We start from the raw sequence: 21,000 nt of genomic DNA, 5'->3' as shown, positions 1-21,000 counted from the left end.
GCGCCACCGGTTCGGGCCGGCTGCACGGGCTTTCTGGGGATAAAAAGGCCGAAGTCCGCGAGCCGGCGTTTTTCGCGCCGTCAGGCCTGGTCGTTGATCAGCCTTCTCAGCAATTCGAGTTCCTGCGCCAGTGTGTTGTCGACGCCTGAAAGATCCTCGATCTTGCGCACGGCATGCAGCACCGTCGTATGGTCACGGCCGCCGAAACGCCGCCCGATCTCCGGCAGCGAGCGCGGCGTCATCACCTTCGACAGGTACATGGCGACCTGCCGTGGCTTGACGATGGTGCGTGTGCGCCGGTTGGACAGAAGTTCAGTCTTCGACACGTTGTAATGGCGTGCGACGATGCGCTGAATGTCCTCGATACGCACCCGCTTCGGCTCGCCGGAACGATAGATGTGGCCAAGGATCTCGTCGATGCGGTCGATGGTGATCTGCGGTTCGAAGGATTGGCGAAACAAAAGCTGGTTGAAGGCACCTTCGAGCTCGCGCCCGCTGCCGGTCACCGTGCGGGCAACGTGATTGAGGATCTCTTCGGAAATATCGAGCGACACATCGTCGAGCTTGGCGGTGGCAAGCCTGAGCTTGAGCATACCGATGCGCATGGCGAAATCCGGGGCCGACATTTCCAGCGCGACGCCGCCGTTGAGGCGCGAGCGGACGCGCGGCTCCAGCGACTCCAATTCCGACGGCGGCCGGTCGGCAGCGACCACCACTTGCTTGGCGCTGTCGAGCAGCATGTTGATCAAATGGCAGAATTCATGCTGGATCGACTTGCCCTGCAGGAACTGCATGTCGTCGATGATGAGAAGGTCGATGTCGCGAAGCTGTTCTTTCAGCGTCAGTGCGTTGTTGTCGCGAATCGCGGTGGCGAACCGCCACATGAAATATTCAGCCGTCAGATAGACGACCCGCGATTTCGGGTTCTGCTTCAGCGATTCTGCGGCGATCGCCTGCAACAGATGCGTCTTGCCCAGCCCAACCGTCGCGTGAAGAAAGAGCGGATTGAAGCGCACCGCGCTCGACTGTGATTCCGCGACCGCCTTGGCAGCGGCAAAAGCCACTCGGTTCGATGGTCCCTCGATGAAGGAGGTGAAAGTGTAGCGTGGATCGAGCGGCGAACCGAGCACATTGTGCCGGAACTCTGTCTCTGCCGGCATTCCTGGGCGGGGTGCCGGGACCCGCTCGACCCTGCTGGGGCTCGCCGTGCCCGCAGAGAGGGCGGTTTGCGTCTGCCTGGTCATCTTGCGTGCCGGGGCCACTTCCGGCTCGACGCTGTTGCGGCCCTGGCGTGTGGCGGTGCGAACGACGATCTCGATCTTGAGGATCTCCGGATCCTCGTGCTTCCACAACTCGGCGATGAGATCGAGATAGTGGCCGTTGATCCATGAACGCAGGAATGCGGTTGGCACCGAGATGCGGACAATGCCCTTGGAGGATTCAGCGACCTTCATGCGCCCGAACCAGCTCGAATAGACCTCGGTTCCCAGACGCGCCTTCAGCTGGGCCTTGACCCGATCGAACTTCTGTTCAGCTTCATTGGAAGCCGCCATGTCGTTCCTTCCGATTAACGTTCCAGGAAATGGGAGGTCGCCCGTAAGCTCCCTTTCGATGCCGCCGCTCTGCATGATCGAGTTCCTTGTCTCTTGTACCTGTTTTCCGCCGGGGATGCGCCTCCTGCATCCATGTTTCCGGCGACCGTGTCTTCGCTGCGACACCATCGCCACCGCCGGCTGATGAATCGCCTCGTTATCGGTCCGGCGCCGAAGTGCCGATCCGCCTTGGTCATGTCAGGGCAATAAAATGCCGTCCGGCGAAAAACGCCGGCGCACCGTCGACCTGCCATGTACAATTACGCCAGTCCCCTACCGTATCAAAAAGACAAACCAACCCCGTCCGCGGAGTTGAATCCGCGTTGTAAACTCTGCCAATTTGAGCTGGCCGGTTTCAGGCTGGTCAAGGGCCAAGGGCCCGTCCCTTCGATGGACAGACATTACCGAAATCGCTGTGGATAGGGCAAGGCCACCCCTAACGGATTTTTAAGGAATCTGACTAGCAAGGGACGGTTCGGACGCCATGCCGCAACAGTTGATTTTGACAAAGCCATTGTGATTCAAACCCTTTTCCGGCGAATATGAAAAAGGCCACACAACGCGAAATTTTCTGAAATAATTCACTTGACAGCCAATTGTCGCCTATCGACCGCAGCCGATGTGAACAAGCTGTGGATCACCATCTGTAAACTGCTGAAAAGAAACGGTAATCTGTGACGCTCGGAAATTTTCGCATTGGCGGTTTCGAAGGCTGCGAATATCAGCGGGCATGTATATGCCGGCAAAGCATTTCGAACTTTGAAATGCACGCGGAGCGCCGTTTTGCGGGCTTTCTTTTAAGTACTTGCCGGCAAACGAAAAAACCCGGCGCGATCGGCCGGGTTTGAAGAAGCGCAGTTCAGGAAAAGGTATATTAGGCCGACAGCACCTTGACCCGTTGGGCCAGCCGCGACACCTTGCGCGATGCAGTGTTCTTGTGCACCACGCCCTTGGTCGCGGCCCGCATCAATTCCGGCTCGGCCACCTTGAAGGCAGCCTGTGCGGCCGCCTTGTCGCCAGCCGCGAGCGCCTCTTCGACCTGGCGGATGTAGGTCCGGACGCGGGAGCGACGGTTCTTGTTGATCGCTGCGCGACGGGCGATCTTGCGCGTTGCCTTTTTGGCCGAGGAGGTATTGGCCATGGTGCCTCTCTTCTGATCTGGTGGGCGCTTGCGGGATACCGCGGGGCGCAAAAAACAAACGGGCAGCCACAGGGCCGCCTCGGTTGGTGCGGCTTATAGTTCAGCTTTTCCGGCGCGTCAACGCTGCGGCGCTTTCTTTTTGGCCGGTGCCTTCGTCATCTCATCGGTTCGTGAAATTCGGCTTCCGCTTGCCGGTGAAGGCCGCCATGCCTTCCTTCTGGTCGTCCAGCGCAAACAGCGAATGAAACAGCCGGCGCTCGAACCGCAGGCCCTCGGTGAGCGTCGTCTCATAGGCGCGGTTGACGGCCTCCTTCGCCATCATCACCGATGGCAAGGAAAAACCGGCGATCTTGGCCGCTGCCTTAAGCGCTTCCTCGATCAACTCGCCGGCTGGCACGACGCGCGAGACCAGGCCGGAACGCTCGGCCTCGGCTGCGTCCATCATTCGCCCCGTCAGGCACATATCCATCGCCTTCGACTTGCCGACGAAGCGGGTCAGGCGCTGCGATCCGCCCATGCCGGGCATGACACCCAGCGTGATCTCGGGTTGGCCAAACTTGGCGGTATCGGCGGCGATGATGAAATCGCACATCATCGCCAGTTCGCAGCCGCCGCCCAGAGCGTAGCCCGCCACCGCCGCGATGATCGGCTTTCGTGCCCGCGTAAATTCTTCCCAGCCGACGAAGAAATCCTGCAGATAGGCATCCACATAGGAGATCGACTGCATTTCCTTGATATCGGCACCTGCGGCGAAAGCCTTTTCCGAACCAGTGATGACCATAGCGCCGATGTCGGCATTTGCGCCCATGCTGTTCACCGACGCAACCAGTTCCGCCAGCACTTGTGAATTCAGCGCATTGAGCGCTTGCGGCCGGTTCAGCGTAATCAGCCCGACCTTGCCGCGGGTCTCGACGATGATGGTTTCATAGCCCATGCTTGCTCCTCCTCGCTTGTGTTTCAAGCCTGACAGGTCCGGCAGTGGAAGGTTGAGCGACCGCTTTGCACGATACGCTCGATGTGTCCGCCACAACCAGGCTTGGGGCAGGCCTCGCCCTCGCGATCATAAACCGCGAAGGAATGCTGGAAGTAGCCCAGCGATCCATCGGTCTGCATATAATCGCGCAACGACGAGCCGCCGGCGGCGATCGCGTCGGCGACGACCGAGCGGATTGCTTCGGCCAGGCGTTCGCTCTGTTCTCTGGCTTTCTTGCCGGCTCTCGCGAGCGTGCCCGCTTTGCGCAGCGGTGACAGGCCGGCCCGCCAAAGCGCTTCCGAGACGTAGATATTGCCTAGCCCGGCGATCAGCCGTTGGTCGAGAAGTGCCGCCTTCAGCGGTGACTTGCGACCTTTCAGCAGCGAAGCGAGCAGAGCGCCGTCCAGTGCATTGCCTGTAGGCTCGACACCTAATCCCGCCAGCATCGGATGCATGTCTGGCTCGTCTTCCGAAAACAGCATGAACCCGAAGCGGCGCGGGTCGTTGAAGATCACGCGAGAGCGGACGCCGGCAGGTGATGTGATGTCGAAGACGACGTGATCGTGAGCGGTGTTTTTCGAACGTTCATAGTGGAACGCGCCGGGTGTTGCACTCTCGTCGGCCGTTTCGACGCGAAACGAACCCGACATGCCGAGATGGCAGATCAGCACCGGGCCGTTGTCCAGGTGCATCGTCAGATATTTGGCGCGGCGGCCGAGCGCTGCAATCGTCTTGCCGGTCAGCCGCTCCGAAAATCTCTCGGGGAATGGAAACCGCAAATCGGGCCGGCGTGCCTCGACACCGACGATGCGGGCACCTTCAAGGACCGGCTGCAGACCGCGCCTGACTGTCTCGACCTCCGGCAGCTCAGGCATGGCCGCTTATCGTGGCATGGAAGGAGGTGCCGTATGGGCCGGGCGCCAGCCCGAGATGTTCGGCCACGGTTTCGCCGATGTCGGCAAATGTCGTCCTCAGTCCAATGTCCGCGCCTTTGAAACCCGGCCGTGTGCCGATAACCGGAATACGCTCGCGTGTGTGGTCGGTGCCGCGCCACGTCGGATCGTTGCCGTGATCGGCGGTCAAAATGAGCAGATCGCCTGGCCTCAGCCGCGCGAATGCCTCCGGCAGGCGCCGGTCGAAAGCTTCGAGTGCGGCGGCATACCCCGCGACGTCGCGCCGATGTCCGAACTCGGTATCAAAGTCGACAAAGTTCGCGAAGACGAAGTCGCCGTCGCGGGCATCTTCCATGGCGCCAAGCGCTTTGTCGAACATCGCCATGTTGCCGGCAGCCTTGCGGACTTCCGAGATCCCCCGATGGGCGAAGATGTCGCCGATCTTGCCGATTGCGATAACCCGGCTGCCGCGCGCCGTCAGCCGGTCGAGCAGCGTCGGTTCCGGCGGCGGTACGGCATAGTCGCGACGATTATGCGTTCGCGCGAACGTGGCGGCGGTTTCACCGATAAACGGTCGTGCGATGACGCGCCCGATATTCAGCGGATCGACCAGCCCGCGCACTATCTTGCAGAAGTCGTAAAGCCGTTCCAGGCCGAAATGAACCTCATGCGCGGCGATCTGCAGGACGGAGTCGACCGAGGTGTAGCAAATCGGCTTGCCGGTGCGGATATGGTCTTCGCCGAACCGTTCGATGATCTCGGTGCCGGGGGCATGACAATTGCCGAGAATGCCGGGCACCTTCCCTTCACGCACCATTGCTTCGGTCAACTCGGCTGGAAAGGCGGGAATCGTGTCGGGGAAGTAACCCCAGTCGAAACGGACCGGCAGGCCGGCTATTTCCCAATGGCCCGATGGCGTGTCCTTGCCGCTCGAAACCTCCTGTGCCGCGCCGTGAAAGGCGGCGGCAAACTCGACGCTGCCGCCATTCTCGAACCTGAAACCCGTCGCCGTTGCCGCGGCATGGCCGAGGCCGAGCGATAGCATGTTTGGTACAAGAAGCGGTCCGCCACGCAGGCCTTCGCGATTGGCGCGGCCTTCCGCGCAGGCCTGCGCGATGTGTGCGAACGTGTTGGAGCCAGTGTCGCCATAGCGTTCGGCGTCGGCCGCGCCGCCGATGCCGAAGGAGTCAAGGACAAAAAGGGAGGCGCGTGCCATCAAAGGTTCATCATTGCCTGGGTGTTGACTCAGACATAGGGTTCCGCGCTGCCGTTGGCAATTCGGAAACCCGAACGGCACGGCTTGGCGTGCTGGTCCGGGAGAAACGAATCGCGGCATGGTCGATCTGCCGATCGAAATGCGCGGCATGGAGCTCGCATGAGGCCTGCCCTGAAAGCATTCGCTGCCGTACTGGCCTTGCTGCTGGATGCATCTTGCGCGAACCTGGCGCGTGCCGATTGGCGCGATGATATCGGAACGTTCCGTATCGGTATCGTCGCCGAGCCTGGCGCCGGCAACACCGTTCCAGGTCTGGCGCTGCTGACCGACGCCTATACCAAAGCGCTCGGCATGAAGGTGGAGTTTGTCGTTGCCCGCGACTATACGTCGTTGATCGAGGCGCAGGCCAATGCGCGGATCGAATATGCAATCTATTCGGCAACCGCCTACGCCGCCGCCTCCGAACGGTGCGGATGTGTCGAACCTCTCGCGGCGCCGCTCGATTCCGGCGGCGCCATCGGCATCCGCTCCGTACTGCTGACGCGCGACGGGAGGGTTCCCGATCTGATGGCCATGGCAGTCCATCGGGTCGTCATGGCGCCTTTCGACAGCGTCGGTGGTGCTTTGTTGCCGCTTGCCGGGCTGGCTGCAGACGGGGTCAACGTGGCGGAAGATGCGCCGTTTTTGACCCACGCCAATTCGGCTGCCGCAGCTGAAGCAATGCTGGTCGAGGGCGAGGCCGATGCCATATTCGGCTGGATCCCGGCTGTGGCAGAGGGACGGCCAAATCCTCCTGGCGGCACGGTGGCGAGGCTCGAGGCCGCAGGGCTCTCGAAATCGTCGCTTCAGGTCGTATGGACCTCAGGCCTGCTGAGGTATGGTCCGCACGCCGTCCGCAGCGATCTGGACCCCGAAGCCAAGCGCCGGCTCACCATCTTTCTCACCAATCTCAGATCAGCCGCGCCGGACATTTACGATCTTCTGGAGCCGAGACACTCCGGCGGGTTCGCCGTTGCCGGTCCGAGGGATTATGTGCTGGCTGCGGCCATCGTGCACCTGGTCTCGGCCCGCGGCCGCACGCAATAGCTACAGCCCGGTTAGCGGGCTTCAGGCGTCAGCAATCGCTGCACGGAATGGTCGGGCTCCTTCGCGGCCGTAGATAATAAGTTTCCGCCATCGATATCGAATTGAAGGCCGAGCTCAACCCGAACCGGCTTTGGCCATCCGCCGACCAGGTGATGATTGGCTTGTAGGCGAGATCGCTTTCGACCCGAATGAGGAAAGTGCCTTTGATCTTGAGCGCGCTCGGGACCGTTGTGGCGGAATCCTTGATGGCGTCGACGCTAGAGACACCATCGACTACTTTGCGCGACCACACGACCAAGACTTTCGGCGTCGTCTCGTCCGTGACCTGTATCGCCGTAATGATGATCTTCGGTTTCGAACGATTATAGGGCTGAAGCGTGGAACTGCCGATCGCGATGATGGCATCGAGATCGGCCGCCTTGATGGTCTGCTGCTGCGTGACAAGGTCCGCTACCATGCTGCCGATGCGGCTGACCTTCTTGCTGGTCTCGATGGCTTGCGAGGCTTCCATGGTCATAAAGTACATGATCAACAGGACAGGCACGATGAGGGCAAACTCGACAGCCGCAATACCGCGGCGGTCCGAGCAAAGCCGGACTGCTCTTGTACAAATCTCTGCGATGCCCAGCTGTGCCCCCGCACGAATCATGGCTTTGCCCTTTTCAAGCGACTAGGTGGTTCAGTTGTCGAACGGCTCGTTCTGCCAAGTGATCGAAGCGAAATGCAGCGTTTTGCCGTCCTTCAGATTGGCCATCGACTTGGCCATGAAGTCGGTCATCACCGGCCATTTGTAAAAAACCCGCAGCATGTTTCTCGACTCTGCCAGGCCTGGTGCGACGGTGAAGGTCTGTGTGCTCGTGCCCTTGGTCAACACGACGTCGCCATCCTGGATCTTGAAACCGGCCAGCGCCGCATCGGCGAAGGTCGGATATTCGCGCAAATCCACCAGCAATCCGGGACAGGTCTTGGCGACCATGATCTCCAACTTGGTGCAGATCATATCCCGCAGCTTGGTCCCGGACACATCGGCCGGTCTTAATTGGCCGGTACGCAGTTGGCGCGCGATGTCGTCTGTGGCGTTTGCCATCACTTCTTGTGCGGCAAATGAAATACAGCTCTCCAGGATGGCGAAGACAAGAAGCGCGAATGGAATTGCAAGCATGGCGAATTCGATCGCCGTGCTTCCGCGTCGGTCGCCCAAAAACCTTCCGGGAAAACCTGCTCGTCCTGCCTTGCTCATGTCCTCTACCCGCCGATTCCAGTTCTGCATCGGATCCCACCATTAGTCGGAACCGATTGAAGTCCGGTTGGAATGACCGTTAAATTCGGCGGAAAGGCCTTAACCAGGCAATAACCGAAGCGTTCCCGCAAAGGTGGAGAAGTCGGCTAGCTAATGCCCGGCGCTCATCTCGGCCTCAGAGGCCTTCTCGGCATCGCTCTTGTACGAGCTTTCGCAATATGGCGCGCAGGACATGGTCTGTACTTCGGCACGCCGATAGATGCGCACCGACGACGCTGCCTGGCGCACGACCGTTATTTGCTCATCGACGATCGGGTTGCCCTCCTGATCGAGGACGACAAGATTGGTGACGCCAAATCCCTTGCCGGTCAGTACGATCGTCGATGCGTCCTGCACGGAGGCGTCAGCGATCGCCGGATTGCCGACGACAATCGTATCGGCGGCGCGCGACAATTTGACGATCTTTGCCTGGTTCATCGTGACCTCGATGCCGGCGCCTGCCTTGGCTGGAACGGCGAAAGCCGCTGCGGCAAGAACCACGGCAATTGGAAATGACGATCTCGGCCCGGCCATTGAGGCGCTCCCCGGCAACAAACTGTTCAACAGAACATGAACGAGATTGGTGAACCAACCGTTAAGCGGCTGGAGTTCAGGATTAAGCCGGAACCGTCATTGGGCTAGCAGGCACGGCTCAAACCTCTTTGCCGAATTGCGCCTTTTGCGCCCTTTGTTAGCCTGTGGACCCAGTGGCCGGTATTTTAGTCCTGGGTTAACTACGCAATGTCATCGAAGCGGGAAAGGAATCGGTAAGCCTGTTTATTAAGCCGATCGAAACAGCTTCCGCTTACATTCGCAGCATCCGATCAGCCATCAAGAGAAGTTGACGGAAGTGCTGTAACAATTGGAGTAGGAGCTCGAATGTCTAACCTCATCGCACGTTTTGTGAAGGACGAATCCGGCGCGACCGCTATCGAATACGGTCTGATCGCCGCCCTCATCGCGCTCGCCATCATGGTTGGCGCCGGCTCGCTCGGCAACGCGCTGAACGCCAAGTTCGACAAGATCGCCAGCAAGGTCAACGGCGTCAATTAAGCTACGCGGCCAGTCACTTTTCAAGAACAGGGGCCGCTCCGTTGCGGCCCCTGTTGCATTATAGTAACAAAACACTTTGAAGTCTCATCAGTCGTTAATAGAATGTGCCTAGGTTAGGCCAGGTACAATTTGACCACAGGCGTTCGTCCATGCTTGAAGCCGTGATCTTCGTCGTCTTTCCGTTCTGCATGCTTTTTGCCGCGATCTCCGACATGCTGTCGATGACGATCGCCAATCGCGTGCCTGTGCTGCTTGTGGTTGTCTTCGCCTTGGTAGCGCCTTTGACCGGCATGGATTGGGCCACCTATGGCTGGCATTTCGCCGCCGCCGGCTTGGTTCTCGCGGTGACGTTCGGCCTGTTCGCGCTTGGCGGCATGGGCGGCGGCGACGCGAAGCTCCTGGCCGCCACTGCCATGTGGATGGGACTGAATGTCCATCTCATCGAATATCTCGTCGCCTCGACATTCATAGGCGGCTTGCTGACGCTTGCCATTCTCGCCTATCGAAAATCGCTGCTTGCCGCCGTCACAAGCCACAATCCGTTCCTGCGCCATTTCGCCGATGACGCGAACGGTGTTCCGTACGGCATTGCGCTTGGCATTGGCGGTCTGCTTACCTATCCGGACTCGCCGTTAATGGCCTGGGCTCTCGCCAGGCTGGCGGGCTGATTTGCGTTACTCCGTTTGCGCCGGGCCTGGCGAGTTGGCGACGTCTTTCCTTCGGGCCGCGCTTGGTCGCTCTAATTTATGTAAACGTTAAATTAATCACGATCGTAAGTATAACATTAACCTTGTTTTGACGATTGCCGCTGCAAAGTCCGGCTTGGCCAGGTGGTTTGCCAAGGGCGAGGTTCGGACAGATGCCAGCATCCCGATTGATTATTCTAGGCGTGGCGATAGCCGCGGCCGGAGGTGCAGGCTATGTCGCGAAGAACATGGTCGCGCCTCCGCCGCCTCCGGTTGTCGATTCCGGCCCCCAAGCGCCGGCGATCGCGCTGCAGGACGTGCTTGTCCTTTCCGGCGATGTTCCGATGGGCAGTCCGCTAGAGAACAACATTTCCTGGGAGTCATGGCCGTCCGCCGGCATCAACGCAAATTTCATCACCCGCGCCGCCGAGCCTGAAGCGCTGGATAAGCTGAAGGGCGGCGTCGCGCGCGTGGCGCTGTATGCCGGCGAGCCGTTGCGGCGCTCGAAGTTGATCGGTGAGGGGCAAAGCTTCATGTCGTCGATCCTGCCCTCCGGCATGCGGGCTGTCGCCACAAGCATCTCGGCCGACACTTCGGCCGGTGGCTTTATTCTTCCCAACGATTTCGTCGACGTCATCATGACCCGCAGAGCCGATACCGCCAATGGCGGTAGTCCGGGCTTCACGACCGAGACTATCCTCAAGAACATTCGCGTCCTGGCGATCGACCAGACCATTCAGGAGGATGAGGAAGGCAAGAAGACCAGGGTCGGCCAGACCGCCACCCTGGAACTGACGCCGCAGCAGTCCGAGATCATCACCGTCGCTCAGCAGATGGCGGATCGCCTGACATTGGCACTGCGCTCAATCAAGGACAGCCAGGACAAGAATGTGGGGGAGGCCGACTACCTGGTTTCCGGCAATGGTCGGCGCGGAACGGTGCGGTTGATCAAGTCGGGCGAAGTTTCCGAAGTGGGGGCGAGGAAATGAAGCTAAAAACCAAACTGCCGGTCACCTTGGCTGCGGCGATCGGCCTGTTTCTCCTTGGAACGAATGCGTATGGCACTCTCGATGCCCATGCGGCGAACAATGCCAGGGTCACAGCCTCGACGGCCACCCAGCGAGTGAAGCTCGGGCTCAACAAATCGGTGGTCATCGACCTGCCGAGCGATGCCTACGATATTCTCGTTGCCAACCCCGCGGTAGCCGATGCGGTGACCCGCACCGCCAGGCGCATCTATCTATTCGGAAAGGCGGTCGGCGAGACCAACATCTTCGTCTTTGGCCCGAATGGCGAACAGATCGTCAGCCTTGATCTGGCGGTCGAACGCGATGTTGCCGGGCTGGAGGACTATATCAAGCGCTTCATCCCGTCATCGGAGATCAAGGTCGAGTTGCTGAACGACAATGTCGTCCTGACCGGAACCGTTGACACTCCGCTGGACGCCAAGCGTGCGCAAGACCTGGCGGAGATCTTCGTCTCAGGCGGCGAAGCGACCACGGGTCAATATTCGCAGACCGCTGCCGGCGGCTCCGCCGATGCCGGCGTCGACATCAACAATCCGGACACCGAGCGCCGCGTCAGCAAGATCGTCAACCTGCTGCAGATTATCGGCGACGACCAGGTGACGCTCAAGGTGACGGTTGCCGAAGTCAGCCGCTCGGTGATGAAGCAGCTCGGCGTCAACATGATCGGCAGCGGCAGCAGCAACGGCATCAGCTGGAGCGCGTTAAGCGACAATTTCACCGGTTTAGGCAAGTCGCTGTCGAACTCGGGCCTCTCTATCAGCAGCTCGACGCTGCAGGCCTATATCAACGCCATGGAACAGTCCGGCGTCATGAAGACTCTCGCCGAGCCAACATTGACGGCCGTATCCGGCGAGAAGGCGACCTTCAAGGTCGGCGGTGAATATAACATGGTGACCGGCGTTTCCGAAGCCGTCTCCAACGATAACCAGACAGGTCTGAAAACCTATTCAGTCGAGAAGATCGAATATGGTATTGGCCTGGAATTTCAGCCGGTGGTGCTGTCTCCCGGCCGCATCAGCCTGAAAGTCAGGACGTCGGTCTCCGAGCCGACAACGGAAGGGTCAGTATCTTATTCCGAAGGCGTAAAAAGCCTTGGCATGAACGCCCTGTCGCTTCGCAAACGCTTGGCCGACACGACGGTGGAACTGCCTTCGGGCGGCTCGATGATGATTGCCGGGCTCGTCCGCGACGATGTCAGGCAAGCCGTCAACGGCTTGCCTGGCCTGACAAAGATTCCAGTGCTCGGCGCGCTCTTCCGCAGCAGGGATTTCGTTCGCAACGAGACCGAGCTCGTCATCATCATCACGCCCTATCTGGTGAAGCCGGTGGCGCGCAACGACCTTGCCAAGCCTGACGACAATTTCAACGCCGCCAGCGACGGGGCCGCCATGTTCCTTGGACGCGTCAACCGCGTCTACGGCACCATGCAGACCGACAAGCCCAACGGCCGTTATCACGGCGTTATCGGCTTCATCTACAAGTAAGCGGGGAAGCGGACATGTCTCAGTCAGCATCGAAGACAAAGGCGATCACCGCGATGCGGTCGGTCCATTTGCGAATCTGGCGGCCCGCCGTTCCCATCATGGCGGTCGTGATGGCGGCATCACTGGCCGGCTGCGCCAATCGCGACAGCGTCACGGTCGGTGCCATACCGGACGACTATCGCACCACCCATCCGATCGTCATCGCCGAGAAGATCCAGAAGATCGACCTTCCGGTCGGCGCCGGCGACCGTGGCATGACCAGATTCCAGCGCGACACGCTCCTGGGCTTTCTGGACGGATACGACAGGAGCGCGGCTCCGGTGCTGACGATTGAGGTCCCGAGCGGCTCGGCTAACGAAATCGCAGCGGCCGCGGCCGGCCGCGATTTCGCCAGGCTTGCCATAGCCAGCGGCATCAGCCGGAAGCGGATCGCCGTGCGGTCCTATCAATCCGTTTCGGCCGAAGCGTCCGCCCCGGTCCGTGTCGCCTACGTCTCGGTGAAGGCTCAGACGGACAAATGCGGGCGCTGGCCGGAAGACCTTCTGGAGACTTCGGAAAACAAGCATTATGCCGATTTCGGCTGTTCGTACCAAAACAACCTTGCCGCCCAGATGGCCAATCCGGCCGATCTGATCGGGCCGCGCAAACAGACTCCCATCGACGCGGCAAATCGGAGCGCGGTGATCGACGTCTATCGCGACAGAGGAATTTCGGACGAACTCCTCGGCAATTCGGAAGTCGAATATTAACGAGTGTTGAGGCTCAACAGACCTAAGCCGCGCAAGTCACTGAAAGAGATGACAATGAGCAATCTTGCCTATGACACAGAGGTAGCAGGCGGCGAAACCTCGGAGCAGGATATTGCCGCGATGCAGGCGTTGCGGCCGATCCCGCGCATTTCGATCCAGGCGTTCTGCGAGACCGAAGGCGTAGCCAATCCGGTCGAGCGCGCTGGCGAGGATCGCCGTATGGCCAAGGCCCATCTGAAGGTGCATATGGGGGGCATCCCCACCGCTATCGAATTCTACCAGTCTGCGCCGACACCGAACCTGATCCTGCTTGAATCGCGCAGCGAGCCGAAGCTGTTGCTGGAACAACTCGCCCAGCTCTCCGAGCACTGCGATCCGACCTCCAAGGTGGTGGTTGTCGGCCATTACAACGATGTCGGCCTGTATCGCGAACTCATCCGTTCGGGCATTTCCGAATATGTCATCGCCCCGGTATCGATGGCCGACATCGTCAGCGTGGTGTCCTCGATCTTCGTTGATCCGGAAGCTGAGCCGATCGGCCGCTCGATTGCCTTCATCGGCGCCAAGGGCGGCGTCGGCTCCTCGACAATAGCCCATAATGTGGCTTGGGCCATGTCGTCCCTTTTCAAGTCCGAAGTGGTTGTCGCCGATCTCGACCTCGCCTTCGGAACGGCCAACATCAATTTCGACCAGGACCCGGCGCAGGGCATTGCCGAGGCGGTCTTCTCGCCGGAACGCGTCGACGAGGTCTATCTCGACCGGCTGCTCGCCCAATGCGCCGAGCACCTGTCGCTGCTTGCGGCACCTTCGACCCTGGAGCGGGTCTACGATTTCGAGCCCGACGCCTTCACCCAGCTTATCGACATAGCCCAGCGTAGCGCGCCGCTCCTCGTGCTCGATGTCCCCCATGTGTGGGCCGGCTGGACCAAGAACACGCTGGTCAAGGCCGACGAGATCGTTATCACGGCGACGCCCGAACTGGCCAATCTGCGAAACACAAAGAACCTGGTCGACATGCTGAAGCGGCTTCGTCCAAACGATCCTGCGCCAAAGCTTGTGATCAACCAGGCCGGTGTGCCGAAACGTCCCGAGATTACGCCGTCCGATTTCTCCGAATCGCTCGGCCTTTCGCCGATGTCGGTCATCCCGTTCGAGCCGCTTTTGTTCGGAAATGCCGCCAACAACGGACGTATGCTCGGTGAGATGGATGCCAAGAGCCCCGTCGTCGCCACGATCAACGAGATTGCCCATGTGCTGACGGGGCGCAGCGAAATCAAGGTGAAGAAAAAGGCTGGCCTCGGCAACCTGCTCGGCAAGCTTTCGCGCAACAAGAAGTGATGCCGCAGCGGTGGAATTGGTAAGCAATCATGTTTGGTAAAAGAGGCAGCGACGACGGCAACCGGACCATCCCGGAATTCCGTCAGCCAGCACCCGCACCTGCCGCGCCGGCGGCCGCGAACCCTGTGGAAGCGGCGGTAGCTGCCAGGCCCGGGGCGCTGCCGCCATCCGGCGCGCCTGCAGGGCCGGCGGTTCGCCGTGCGGTCGAGCCGCCGCCATTGGCGCCGGAGCCGAAAAGGATTCAGCGTGAGCGCAGCGAGAGCTATTACGACACCAAAAGCCAGGTCTTCTCCGCACTCATCGACACGATCGATCTGTCGCAGCTCGCCAAGCTCGATCCCGAAAGCGCGCGCGAGGAAATCCGCGACATCGTCAACGACATCATCGCGATCAAGAACTTCGCGATGTCCATCGCCGAGCAGGAAGAGCTTCTCGAGGATATCTGCAACGACGTCTTGGGCTACGGGCCGCTGGAGCCACTGCTTGCCCGCGACGATATTGCCGACATCATGGTCAATGGCTCCAAGAACGTGTACATCGAGGTCAACGGCAAGGTCGAGCAGACCGGCATCCGTTTCCGCGACAACCAGCAGCTCCTCAACATCTGCCAGCGTATCGTCAGCCAGGTTGGCCGCCGCGTCGATGAATCAAGCCCAATCTGCGATGCGCGTCTTCCTGATGGTTCCCGTGTCAACGTCATCGCACCGCCCCTGGCCATCGACGGCACCGCCCTTACCATCCGCAAGTTCAAGAAGGACAAGCTGACGCTCGACCAGCTGGTCAAGTTCGGCTCGATTTCGCCGCAAGGCGCCGAGATTCTCAAGATCATCGGCCGCGTCCGTTGCAACATTGTCATTTCGGGCGGTACCGGCTCCGGCAAGACGACGCTGCTCAATTGCCTGACCAACTATATCGACCGCGAGGAACGCGTTATTACGTGCGAGGACTCGGCTGAGCTGCAATTGCAGCAGCCACATGTGGTGCGTCTCGAAACACGTCCGCCCAACCTTGAAGGTGAGGGCGAAGTGACCATGCGCGACCTGGTCAAGAACTGTCTGCGCATGCGGCCCGAGCGCATCATCGTCGGCGAGGTGCGTGGACCCGAAGTGTTCGACCTGTTGCAGGCGATGAACACCGGCCATGACGGCTCGATGGGAACGATCCACTCGAATAGCCCGCGCGAATGCCTCAACCGTATAGAGTCAATGATCGCCATGGGCGGCTACACGCTGCCGCAAAAAACCGTACGCGAAATTGTCGTCGGCTCCGTCGACGTGATCATACAGGCTGCACGCCTGCGCGACGGATCGCGGCGCATCACCCACATCACCGAGGTGATCGGCATGGAAGGCGACGTCATCATCACCCAGGACATCGTTCTCTATAACATCAAGGGCGAGGATGCGAACGGCAGGTTGCTGGGCGAGCACGTGTCGACCGGCATCGGCCGTCCGCATTTCTGGGAGCGCGCCCGCTACTATGGCGAGGAGCAGCGCCTAGCCGTTGCACTCGAGGCGATGGAGAAACGCGCTGACTGATCCGTCTGGAAGCGTGGGGGCCAGGGTCGATGTTCGGGATTGACAGCACCGTATTGGCATTCGTCGTGCTCGCCGGCTTCAGCGCCGGCGCAGTGGCCTATGCTTTCCTGTTCAATCGGATCAGCACCGAGAAGCAGGTCGGCAAGCGGCTTGAATCGATCAAGACCGCCGAGACGGATCGTTCCGTCGTCAAGGCTTCGCGCGATCGCGTGGCGGAAGCGGCCAAGCGTCGCAAATCCGTCCAGGATTCGCTGAAGGATCTCGACCAAAAGCAAAAGTCCAACCAGAGCCTGGTCAAGAAACCACCGCTGAAGATCCAAATCCGCCAGGCCGGCATGAAGGTCTCGATTGAGCGCTTCTATGTCTATTCGGCGGTCTGCGGCGTCGTCTTGACGGCTTTGGTCTATTTCATCGGCGCACCGCTGCTGGTCTTGCCGGCTGCGCTGCTGGTCGGTGTCTTGGGTCTGCCGCGCTGGTTCGTCTCGTTTCGCCGCGCACGCCGCGTCAAGGCGTTTCTCAACGAATTTCCGAACGCGCTCGACATCATCGTGCGTGCAGTAAAATCTGGCCTGCCGCTGAACGACGCCGTGCGCCTGATCGCCAATGAATCCCCCGAGCCGGTCAAGACCGAGTTCCGCCGCATCGTCGATTCGCAGCAAATGGGTTTGTCGATCCCCGACGCGGCCATGCGCATGCCCGAAACGATGCCGTGCACCGAGGCGAGCTTCTTCGGCATCGTCATCCAGATCCAGTCTCAGGCCGGCGGCAATCTTTCCGAAGCGCTGGGCAATCTTTCGCGCGTGCTTCGCGACCGCAAGAAAATGAAGGCCAAGGTCCAGGCGTTGTCTATGGAAGCCAAGGCATCCGCCGTGATCATCGGCGCGCTGCCTTTCGTCGTCGCCTTTCTCGTCTATCTGACGAGCCCGAACTACATCATGCCCCTCTTTACCACCAGCACCGGCCATCTGATCCTCGGTTGTTCCGGCGTCTGGATGTCGATGGGTATCCTGGTAATGCGCAAGATGATGAACTTCGAAGTCTAGGATTCGCGCGTATGACCGATCACGTCATCAGAACTCTCACCGACCCGTCCCTGCTGATCGCACTGCTGGTCGGCATCGCGGTGTTTGCGACGGTCTTCACGCTGCTGCCCGCCTTTGGCGGGAACCAGCTCAAGGCGCGCATGAAATCCGTGGCGCTGGAGCGCGATGAGCTGCGCGCCAAACAGCGCGCGCGGCTGGCAGTCGAAGCCGACCGCCGCCGCAAGGGCCTGCGCGAAGAGCAGTCGGTCGGCATGCGCAATATTGTCGATCGCCTGGATCTCAGGCGTGCGCTGGCGGACGAAGGTACCTTGCAGAAATTGAAAGTGGCGGGTTTTCGCGGCCAAAATCCGCTGACGCGCTTCCTTTTTTTCCGCCTCGTCCTGCCCTTCATCGGCTTTGCATTGGCGGCCATATATCTGTTCGTGCTTGGAGGACTGCCCGAGCAGCCGCTTTTCGTGAAGCTGTTCGTCTGCATCGTGGTTGCCTATGCGGGGTTCTACGCGCCGGTGCTCTACGTCAACAACCGTGCGACCAAGCGCAAGCAGTCGATTCAGATGGCGTGGCCGGACGCGCTCGACCTGTTGCTGATATGCGTCGAGTCCGGCATGTCGGTGGAAGCAGCGCTTCGCAAGGTCGCCGACGAGATCGGCGCGCAATCGGTGGCATTGGCGGAAGAATTCATCCTGACCAATGCCGAACTTTCCTATCTGCAGGAGCGCAAGCAGGCGTACGAGAACCTTGCAAGCCGCACTGGCCTCGAATCCGTCAGGTCGGTGTCCCAGGCGTTGGTTCAGGCCGAGCGCTACGGTACGCCCGTGGCGCATGCGCTGCGCGTGCTTGCCGCTGAGAGCCGCGACATGCGCATGAATGCCGCCGAGAAGAAGGCGGCCGCGCTGCCGCCGAAGCTTACCGTGCCGATGATCCTGTTCTTCCTGCCGGTGCTGTTCGCCATCATTCTGGGTCCCGCCGGCATCCAGGTGAGTCAGCGCGGCATCTTTGGCGACCAGCCGAAATCGAGCAGCCAGTAGCCCAAGCGGCGTCGCCACAAACGCTGCTACGATTCAAAGCCGCGCTGCCGGTGTCGCGCGGCTCCTTGCGTTTGACATGTTGCGGAATTCTCGCGCCGGTTCGGCGCTCGAAGCGGTCAGTTGGTGGCAGGCTTTGCCTTGTCCTGCTCCTTGAGCTGGCTCCAGGCATTCTGCTGCGCCAGCATCTGGCGAAGGTAAGCGACGTTGGCCTGCGCCTGTTCCGGCGACAGCTCTTGTGAGGCGATCTTCTCGGCCTCGTCGAAACGTCCTTGCAGACCGACGACCAGCGCTAGGTTCTGGCGGACGCGACTGTCGGCATTCGGCTGCTGGGCGGCCGAGCGCATATAGGTTTCGGCCGTGCGCAAATCGCCTTCCAGCACATACGACATGCCGAGATTGGAAAGGATCGACGGTTCGTTCGGCTTGAGGTCCAGCGCCTTGCGATAGTCTTGACGCGCCTCGTCCTTTTGGCCGAGCTGGTCGAGAATGGCAGCTTCCGCCGATACAAGTTTCCAGTCAGGATATTCGGGCGTCTGCGCGCGGCGCACGGCATCGAGAGCTGGCTCGAACTGTCCGTTGGCGGCAAGCGCCTTGCCATAGGCGGCGAGCACGTCGCGGTCCTTCGGCAAGGCAATCGCCAGCTTGCGCATCACCGCAAGCGACTGGTCGGCGTCACCGTCCATCTGCAGCGCCGCGGCATAGTTTGTCGCGATCCGCTTGTCGTTGGGGCTTTTCGAGTAGGACTGCCCGAGCGCCATCGTGGCGTTGTGCAGTTCGCCCGCCGACATTGTTTCCAGCGGCTTGCCGCTTGGGCGAGAAATCGAGCCAGTCGTCAATTTGCTGGTTCCGCAGCCAGCGACGCTTGCGGCAAGCACCATCATCAACGCCGTGGTGATCAGCCTATTTGCGCTGGCGTTCATCCTGCGGTCGGTCGGCATCGGCACCAGGGCTCCGTTCATGCGCGTGACCATTTGCGTGGTCATCTTCCCTCCCGCAGAAATATTCTGTTAACCCTAACGGAGAGTTAAGAAATGCCGACTCAGAAGCCGGAGACCAGCGAATGCCTGTTGAACTCGTCGAGAAAAAATTGAGCAATGCGCTGCCGGTCCATCTGGTGGCGAAGGATGCGCAGGCGGCGGCGGGCCTTGAGCCATCCTCAGTCGCCTGGGCCAAGGCCAACGGCTTTTCCGGCGAGGCCGGCAGGACGCTGGTTGTGCCTGGCGACAACGGTGCGATTGCCGGAGCCCTGTTCGGCACCGGCGACGCCGAGGGTGCAATGGCCGTCGGGGCACTGGCGAGAGCCTTGCCCGAAGGCGAGTGGCGTCTTGCGTCCGCACCGGCCAAGCCGGAGCTTACGGCACTCGCGCTGGCACTCGGCGGCTATGTCTTCACCCGCTATGGCAAGAAGCCCGGCAGGACGCTTCGCTTCGCGCTGCCGTCCGGCGCCGACGCCGCTCGCGTCAGACGCATCGCCGATGGCGTTTTCCTGGCACGCGACCTGGTCAACACGCCGACCAGCGATATGGGTCCCGGCCAGCTGGAGAATGCCGCCCGGACCTTGGCCGCGACGCACAAGGCTGAAATATCGGTGACCAAGGGCGACGATCTTCTCGCCGCCAACTTTCCGATGATTCATGCCGTCGGTCGCGCTTCGGCCGACGCGCCGCGCCTGATCGACATGATTTGGGGGCCGAAGAATGCCCCCAAGATAACGCTGGTCGGCAAGGGCGTCTGCTTCGACACAGGCGGCCTCGACATCAAGCCGTCCTCGGGCATGCTTTTGATGAAGAAGGACATGGGCGGCGCTGCCAACGTGCTGGGCCTCGCTTCCATGATCATGGCCGCCGGGCTGAAGGTCCGGCTGCGCGTGCTCATCCCCGCTGTCGAGAATTCGATAGCCGGCAACGCCTTCCGTCCAGGCGATGTGCTGGTGAGCCGCAAAGGCATCACCGTCGAAATCGGCAACACCGACGCTGAAGGGCGGCTGGTCCTCGCCGACGCCTTAGCCTTGGCCGACGACGAGGAGCCGCAGATGCTGGTCGATATGGCAACACTGACAGGCGCTGCCCGTGTTGCGCTCGGCCCCGACCTGCCGCCCTTCTACACCGGTGACGAGGCGCTTGCATCCGAGCTGGCGGACGCCTCCGTTGCGGTCGAGGATCCGCTATGGCGCATGCCGTTGTGGAAGCCCTATGACGCCAAGCTGGCGTCGAAAATTGCCGATATCAACAACGTCACGTCGGATGGTCTCGCCGGCTCGATCACCGCGGCGCTATTCCTGAAGCGCTTCGTCCAAAAGACCGCCAGCTGGGCGCATTTCGACATCTTCGCCTGGAACCCGTCGGACCGCCCGCACGGCCTTGCCGGCGGCGAGGCGCAAGGCATCCGGGCGCTGGAGCGTGTCATTTCGAACCGCTTCGGCGGATGATGTCTCGGCATAGCCGACGAAGGTGTTGACTGAAACGGAACCGAAACAATTTTCCGTCATGCTGGACGGATGTCGATTATCATGCGTCCAAGTCAGGCCTTGCGACTGTGGCAGCAGGTGGTGCTGTCGCAGGTGCGCGACGACGCACCCGATCTCACCATGCGCCAGACGGCGATCCTGTTCACCATCTATCTCGATCCGCCGCCGCACACGGTGCGCGGTCTGGCTGCCCGCCTCAATGTCACCAAGCCGGTGATCACCCGTGCGCTCGACACGATGGGGGCGCTGAAGTTGGTGTCGCGCCACCGCGACGAGCTCGACAAGCGCAACGTGCTGGTCAGGCGCACAGTCGAAGGTGCGCTCTTTGTCGAACGCTTCGGCGATGTTATCATTGCCAGAGCCCAAGAGCTGCCGATTTGACCAAATTGTCCATTTGAACGAGTTG

The 21,000-nt window shown here is 60.7% G+C and carries 21 protein-coding genes; 12 read left to right on the top strand and 9 right to left on the bottom strand.

Features of this window, described 5'->3' with window-relative positions:
- Window positions 1–80: 80 nt before the first annotated feature.
- The 5 genes from dnaA to NKH37_RS13805 form a co-directional block, all read right to left on the bottom strand.
- Complete coding sequence (gene dnaA, locus NKH37_RS13825; RefSeq protein WP_031194174.1) at window positions 81–1,628, bottom strand: chromosomal replication initiator protein DnaA; 1,548 nt, start codon at window positions 1,626–1,628, stop codon at window positions 81–83.
- An 838-nt stretch (window positions 1,629–2,466) separates the two neighbouring features.
- The gene (gene rpsT, locus NKH37_RS13820; protein WP_023676922.1) at window positions 2,467–2,733 is read right to left on the bottom strand and encodes a 30S ribosomal protein S20; all 267 of its coding nucleotides are present in this window, start codon (window positions 2,731–2,733) and stop codon (window positions 2,467–2,469) included.
- 160 nt (window positions 2,734–2,893) lie between these two features.
- On the bottom strand, window positions 2,894–3,667 hold the full coding sequence (locus NKH37_RS13815) for an enoyl-CoA hydratase (protein ID WP_023719544.1): 774 nt from the start codon (window positions 3,665–3,667) through the stop codon (window positions 2,894–2,896).
- Between the two features lie 23 nt (window positions 3,668–3,690).
- A complete protein-coding gene (gene mutM / locus NKH37_RS13810) occupies window positions 3,691–4,581 on the bottom strand; it encodes a bifunctional DNA-formamidopyrimidine glycosylase/DNA-(apurinic or apyrimidinic site) lyase (RefSeq protein WP_352493778.1) in 891 nt (296 codons plus the stop codon).
- Window positions 4,574–5,815: a phosphopentomutase gene (locus tag NKH37_RS13805; RefSeq protein WP_023719542.1), complete on the bottom strand. Its 1,242-nt coding sequence runs from the start codon at window positions 5,813–5,815 to the stop codon at window positions 4,574–4,576. The genes mutM and NKH37_RS13805 overlap by 8 nt, the downstream gene beginning before the upstream one ends.
- 159 nt (window positions 5,816–5,974) lie before the next feature.
- Here NKH37_RS13805 and NKH37_RS13800 point away from each other — a divergent pair, with 159 nt between their 5' ends.
- Window positions 5,975–6,901: a phosphate/phosphite/phosphonate ABC transporter substrate-binding protein gene (locus tag NKH37_RS13800; protein WP_353005277.1), complete on the top strand. Its 927-nt coding sequence runs from the start codon at window positions 5,975–5,977 to the stop codon at window positions 6,899–6,901.
- A gap of 28 nt (window positions 6,902–6,929) precedes the next feature.
- On the opposite strand, the gene NKH37_RS13795 is transcribed toward NKH37_RS13800, so the two are convergent.
- The 3 genes from NKH37_RS13795 to NKH37_RS13785 all read right to left on the bottom strand — a co-directional run bounded on the left by NKH37_RS13795 (window position 6,930) and on the right by NKH37_RS13785 (window position 8,714).
- Window positions 6,930–7,550, bottom strand: coding sequence for a TadE/TadG family type IV pilus assembly protein (locus NKH37_RS13795; protein WP_023719540.1), 621 nt, complete (start codon window positions 7,548–7,550; stop codon window positions 6,930–6,932).
- A gap of 30 nt (window positions 7,551–7,580) precedes the next feature.
- Window positions 7,581–8,141, bottom strand: coding sequence for a TadE/TadG family type IV pilus assembly protein (locus NKH37_RS13790; RefSeq protein ID WP_031194173.1), 561 nt, complete (start codon window positions 8,139–8,141; stop codon window positions 7,581–7,583).
- 150 nt (window positions 8,142–8,291) lie between these two features.
- On the bottom strand, window positions 8,292–8,714 hold the full coding sequence (locus NKH37_RS13785) for a pilus assembly protein N-terminal domain-containing protein (protein WP_023719538.1): 423 nt from the start codon (window positions 8,712–8,714) through the stop codon (window positions 8,292–8,294).
- Between the two features lie 345 nt (window positions 8,715–9,059).
- Here NKH37_RS13785 and NKH37_RS13780 point away from each other — a divergent pair, with 345 nt between their 5' ends.
- The 9 genes from NKH37_RS13780 to NKH37_RS13740 all read left to right on the top strand — a co-directional run bounded on the left by NKH37_RS13780 (window position 9,060) and on the right by NKH37_RS13740 (window position 18,127).
- Window positions 9,060–9,233: a Flp family type IVb pilin gene (locus NKH37_RS13780; protein ID WP_023719537.1), complete on the top strand. Its 174-nt coding sequence runs from the start codon at window positions 9,060–9,062 to the stop codon at window positions 9,231–9,233.
- 149 nt (window positions 9,234–9,382) lie between these two features.
- On the top strand, window positions 9,383–9,901 hold the full coding sequence (locus tag NKH37_RS13775; RefSeq protein ID WP_353005276.1) for an A24 family peptidase: 519 nt from the start codon (window positions 9,383–9,385) through the stop codon (window positions 9,899–9,901).
- 191 nt (window positions 9,902–10,092) lie between these two features.
- Window positions 10,093–10,908 carry a Flp pilus assembly protein CpaB gene (gene cpaB, locus NKH37_RS13770; protein WP_023719535.1) on the top strand — a complete coding sequence of 272 codons (816 nt, stop codon included), beginning with the start codon at window positions 10,093–10,095 and terminating at the stop codon, window positions 10,906–10,908.
- Window positions 10,905–12,431 carry a type II and III secretion system protein family protein gene (locus NKH37_RS13765; RefSeq protein ID WP_352493779.1) on the top strand — a complete coding sequence of 509 codons (1,527 nt, stop codon included), beginning with the start codon at window positions 10,905–10,907 and terminating at the stop codon, window positions 12,429–12,431. The genes cpaB and NKH37_RS13765 overlap by 4 nt, the downstream gene beginning before the upstream one ends.
- A 14-nt stretch (window positions 12,432–12,445) precedes the next feature.
- A complete protein-coding gene (locus NKH37_RS13760) occupies window positions 12,446–13,180 on the top strand; it encodes a CpaD family pilus assembly protein (protein WP_023719533.1) in 735 nt (244 codons plus the stop codon).
- A gap of 54 nt (window positions 13,181–13,234) precedes the next feature.
- The gene (locus tag NKH37_RS13755) at window positions 13,235–14,518 is read left to right on the top strand and encodes a CpaE/TadZ family protein (RefSeq protein WP_023719532.1); all 1,284 of its coding nucleotides are present in this window, start codon (window positions 13,235–13,237) and stop codon (window positions 14,516–14,518) included.
- Window positions 14,519–14,547: 29 nt separating this feature from the next.
- Window positions 14,548–16,056, top strand: a complete 1,509-nt coding sequence (locus NKH37_RS13750) for a TadA family conjugal transfer-associated ATPase (protein WP_023719531.1) — start codon at window positions 14,548–14,550, stop codon at window positions 16,054–16,056.
- A gap of 29 nt (window positions 16,057–16,085) precedes the next feature.
- Window positions 16,086–17,099, top strand: coding sequence for a type II secretion system F family protein (locus NKH37_RS13745; RefSeq protein ID WP_023719530.1), 1,014 nt, complete (start codon window positions 16,086–16,088; stop codon window positions 17,097–17,099).
- Between the two features lie 11 nt (window positions 17,100–17,110).
- On the top strand, window positions 17,111–18,127 hold the full coding sequence (locus NKH37_RS13740; RefSeq protein WP_352483228.1) for a type II secretion system F family protein: 1,017 nt from the start codon (window positions 17,111–17,113) through the stop codon (window positions 18,125–18,127).
- 116 nt (window positions 18,128–18,243) lie between these two features.
- On the opposite strand, the gene NKH37_RS13735 is transcribed toward NKH37_RS13740, so the two are convergent.
- The gene (locus tag NKH37_RS13735) at window positions 18,244–19,065 is read right to left on the bottom strand and encodes a tetratricopeptide repeat protein (protein ID WP_023719528.1); all 822 of its coding nucleotides are present in this window, start codon (window positions 19,063–19,065) and stop codon (window positions 18,244–18,246) included.
- Window positions 19,066–19,187: 122 nt separating this feature from the next.
- On the opposite strand from NKH37_RS13735, the gene NKH37_RS13730 reads away from it, so the two are divergent.
- A complete protein-coding gene (locus NKH37_RS13730; protein ID WP_353005274.1) occupies window positions 19,188–20,555 on the top strand; it encodes a leucyl aminopeptidase family protein in 1,368 nt (455 codons plus the stop codon).
- Between the two features lie 69 nt (window positions 20,556–20,624).
- On the top strand, window positions 20,625–20,975 hold the full coding sequence (locus tag NKH37_RS13725; protein WP_023719526.1) for a MarR family winged helix-turn-helix transcriptional regulator: 351 nt from the start codon (window positions 20,625–20,627) through the stop codon (window positions 20,973–20,975).
- The last annotated feature ends 25 nt before the right edge of the window (window positions 20,976–21,000 follow it).

It is taken from the genome of Mesorhizobium sp. M1217 (assembly GCF_040318275.1).
GTDB lineage: Bacteria > Pseudomonadota > Alphaproteobacteria > Rhizobiales > Rhizobiaceae > Mesorhizobium.
Note: the sequence above shows the minus strand (reverse complement) of the source record. Positions and strands in the feature narration are given on the sequence as shown.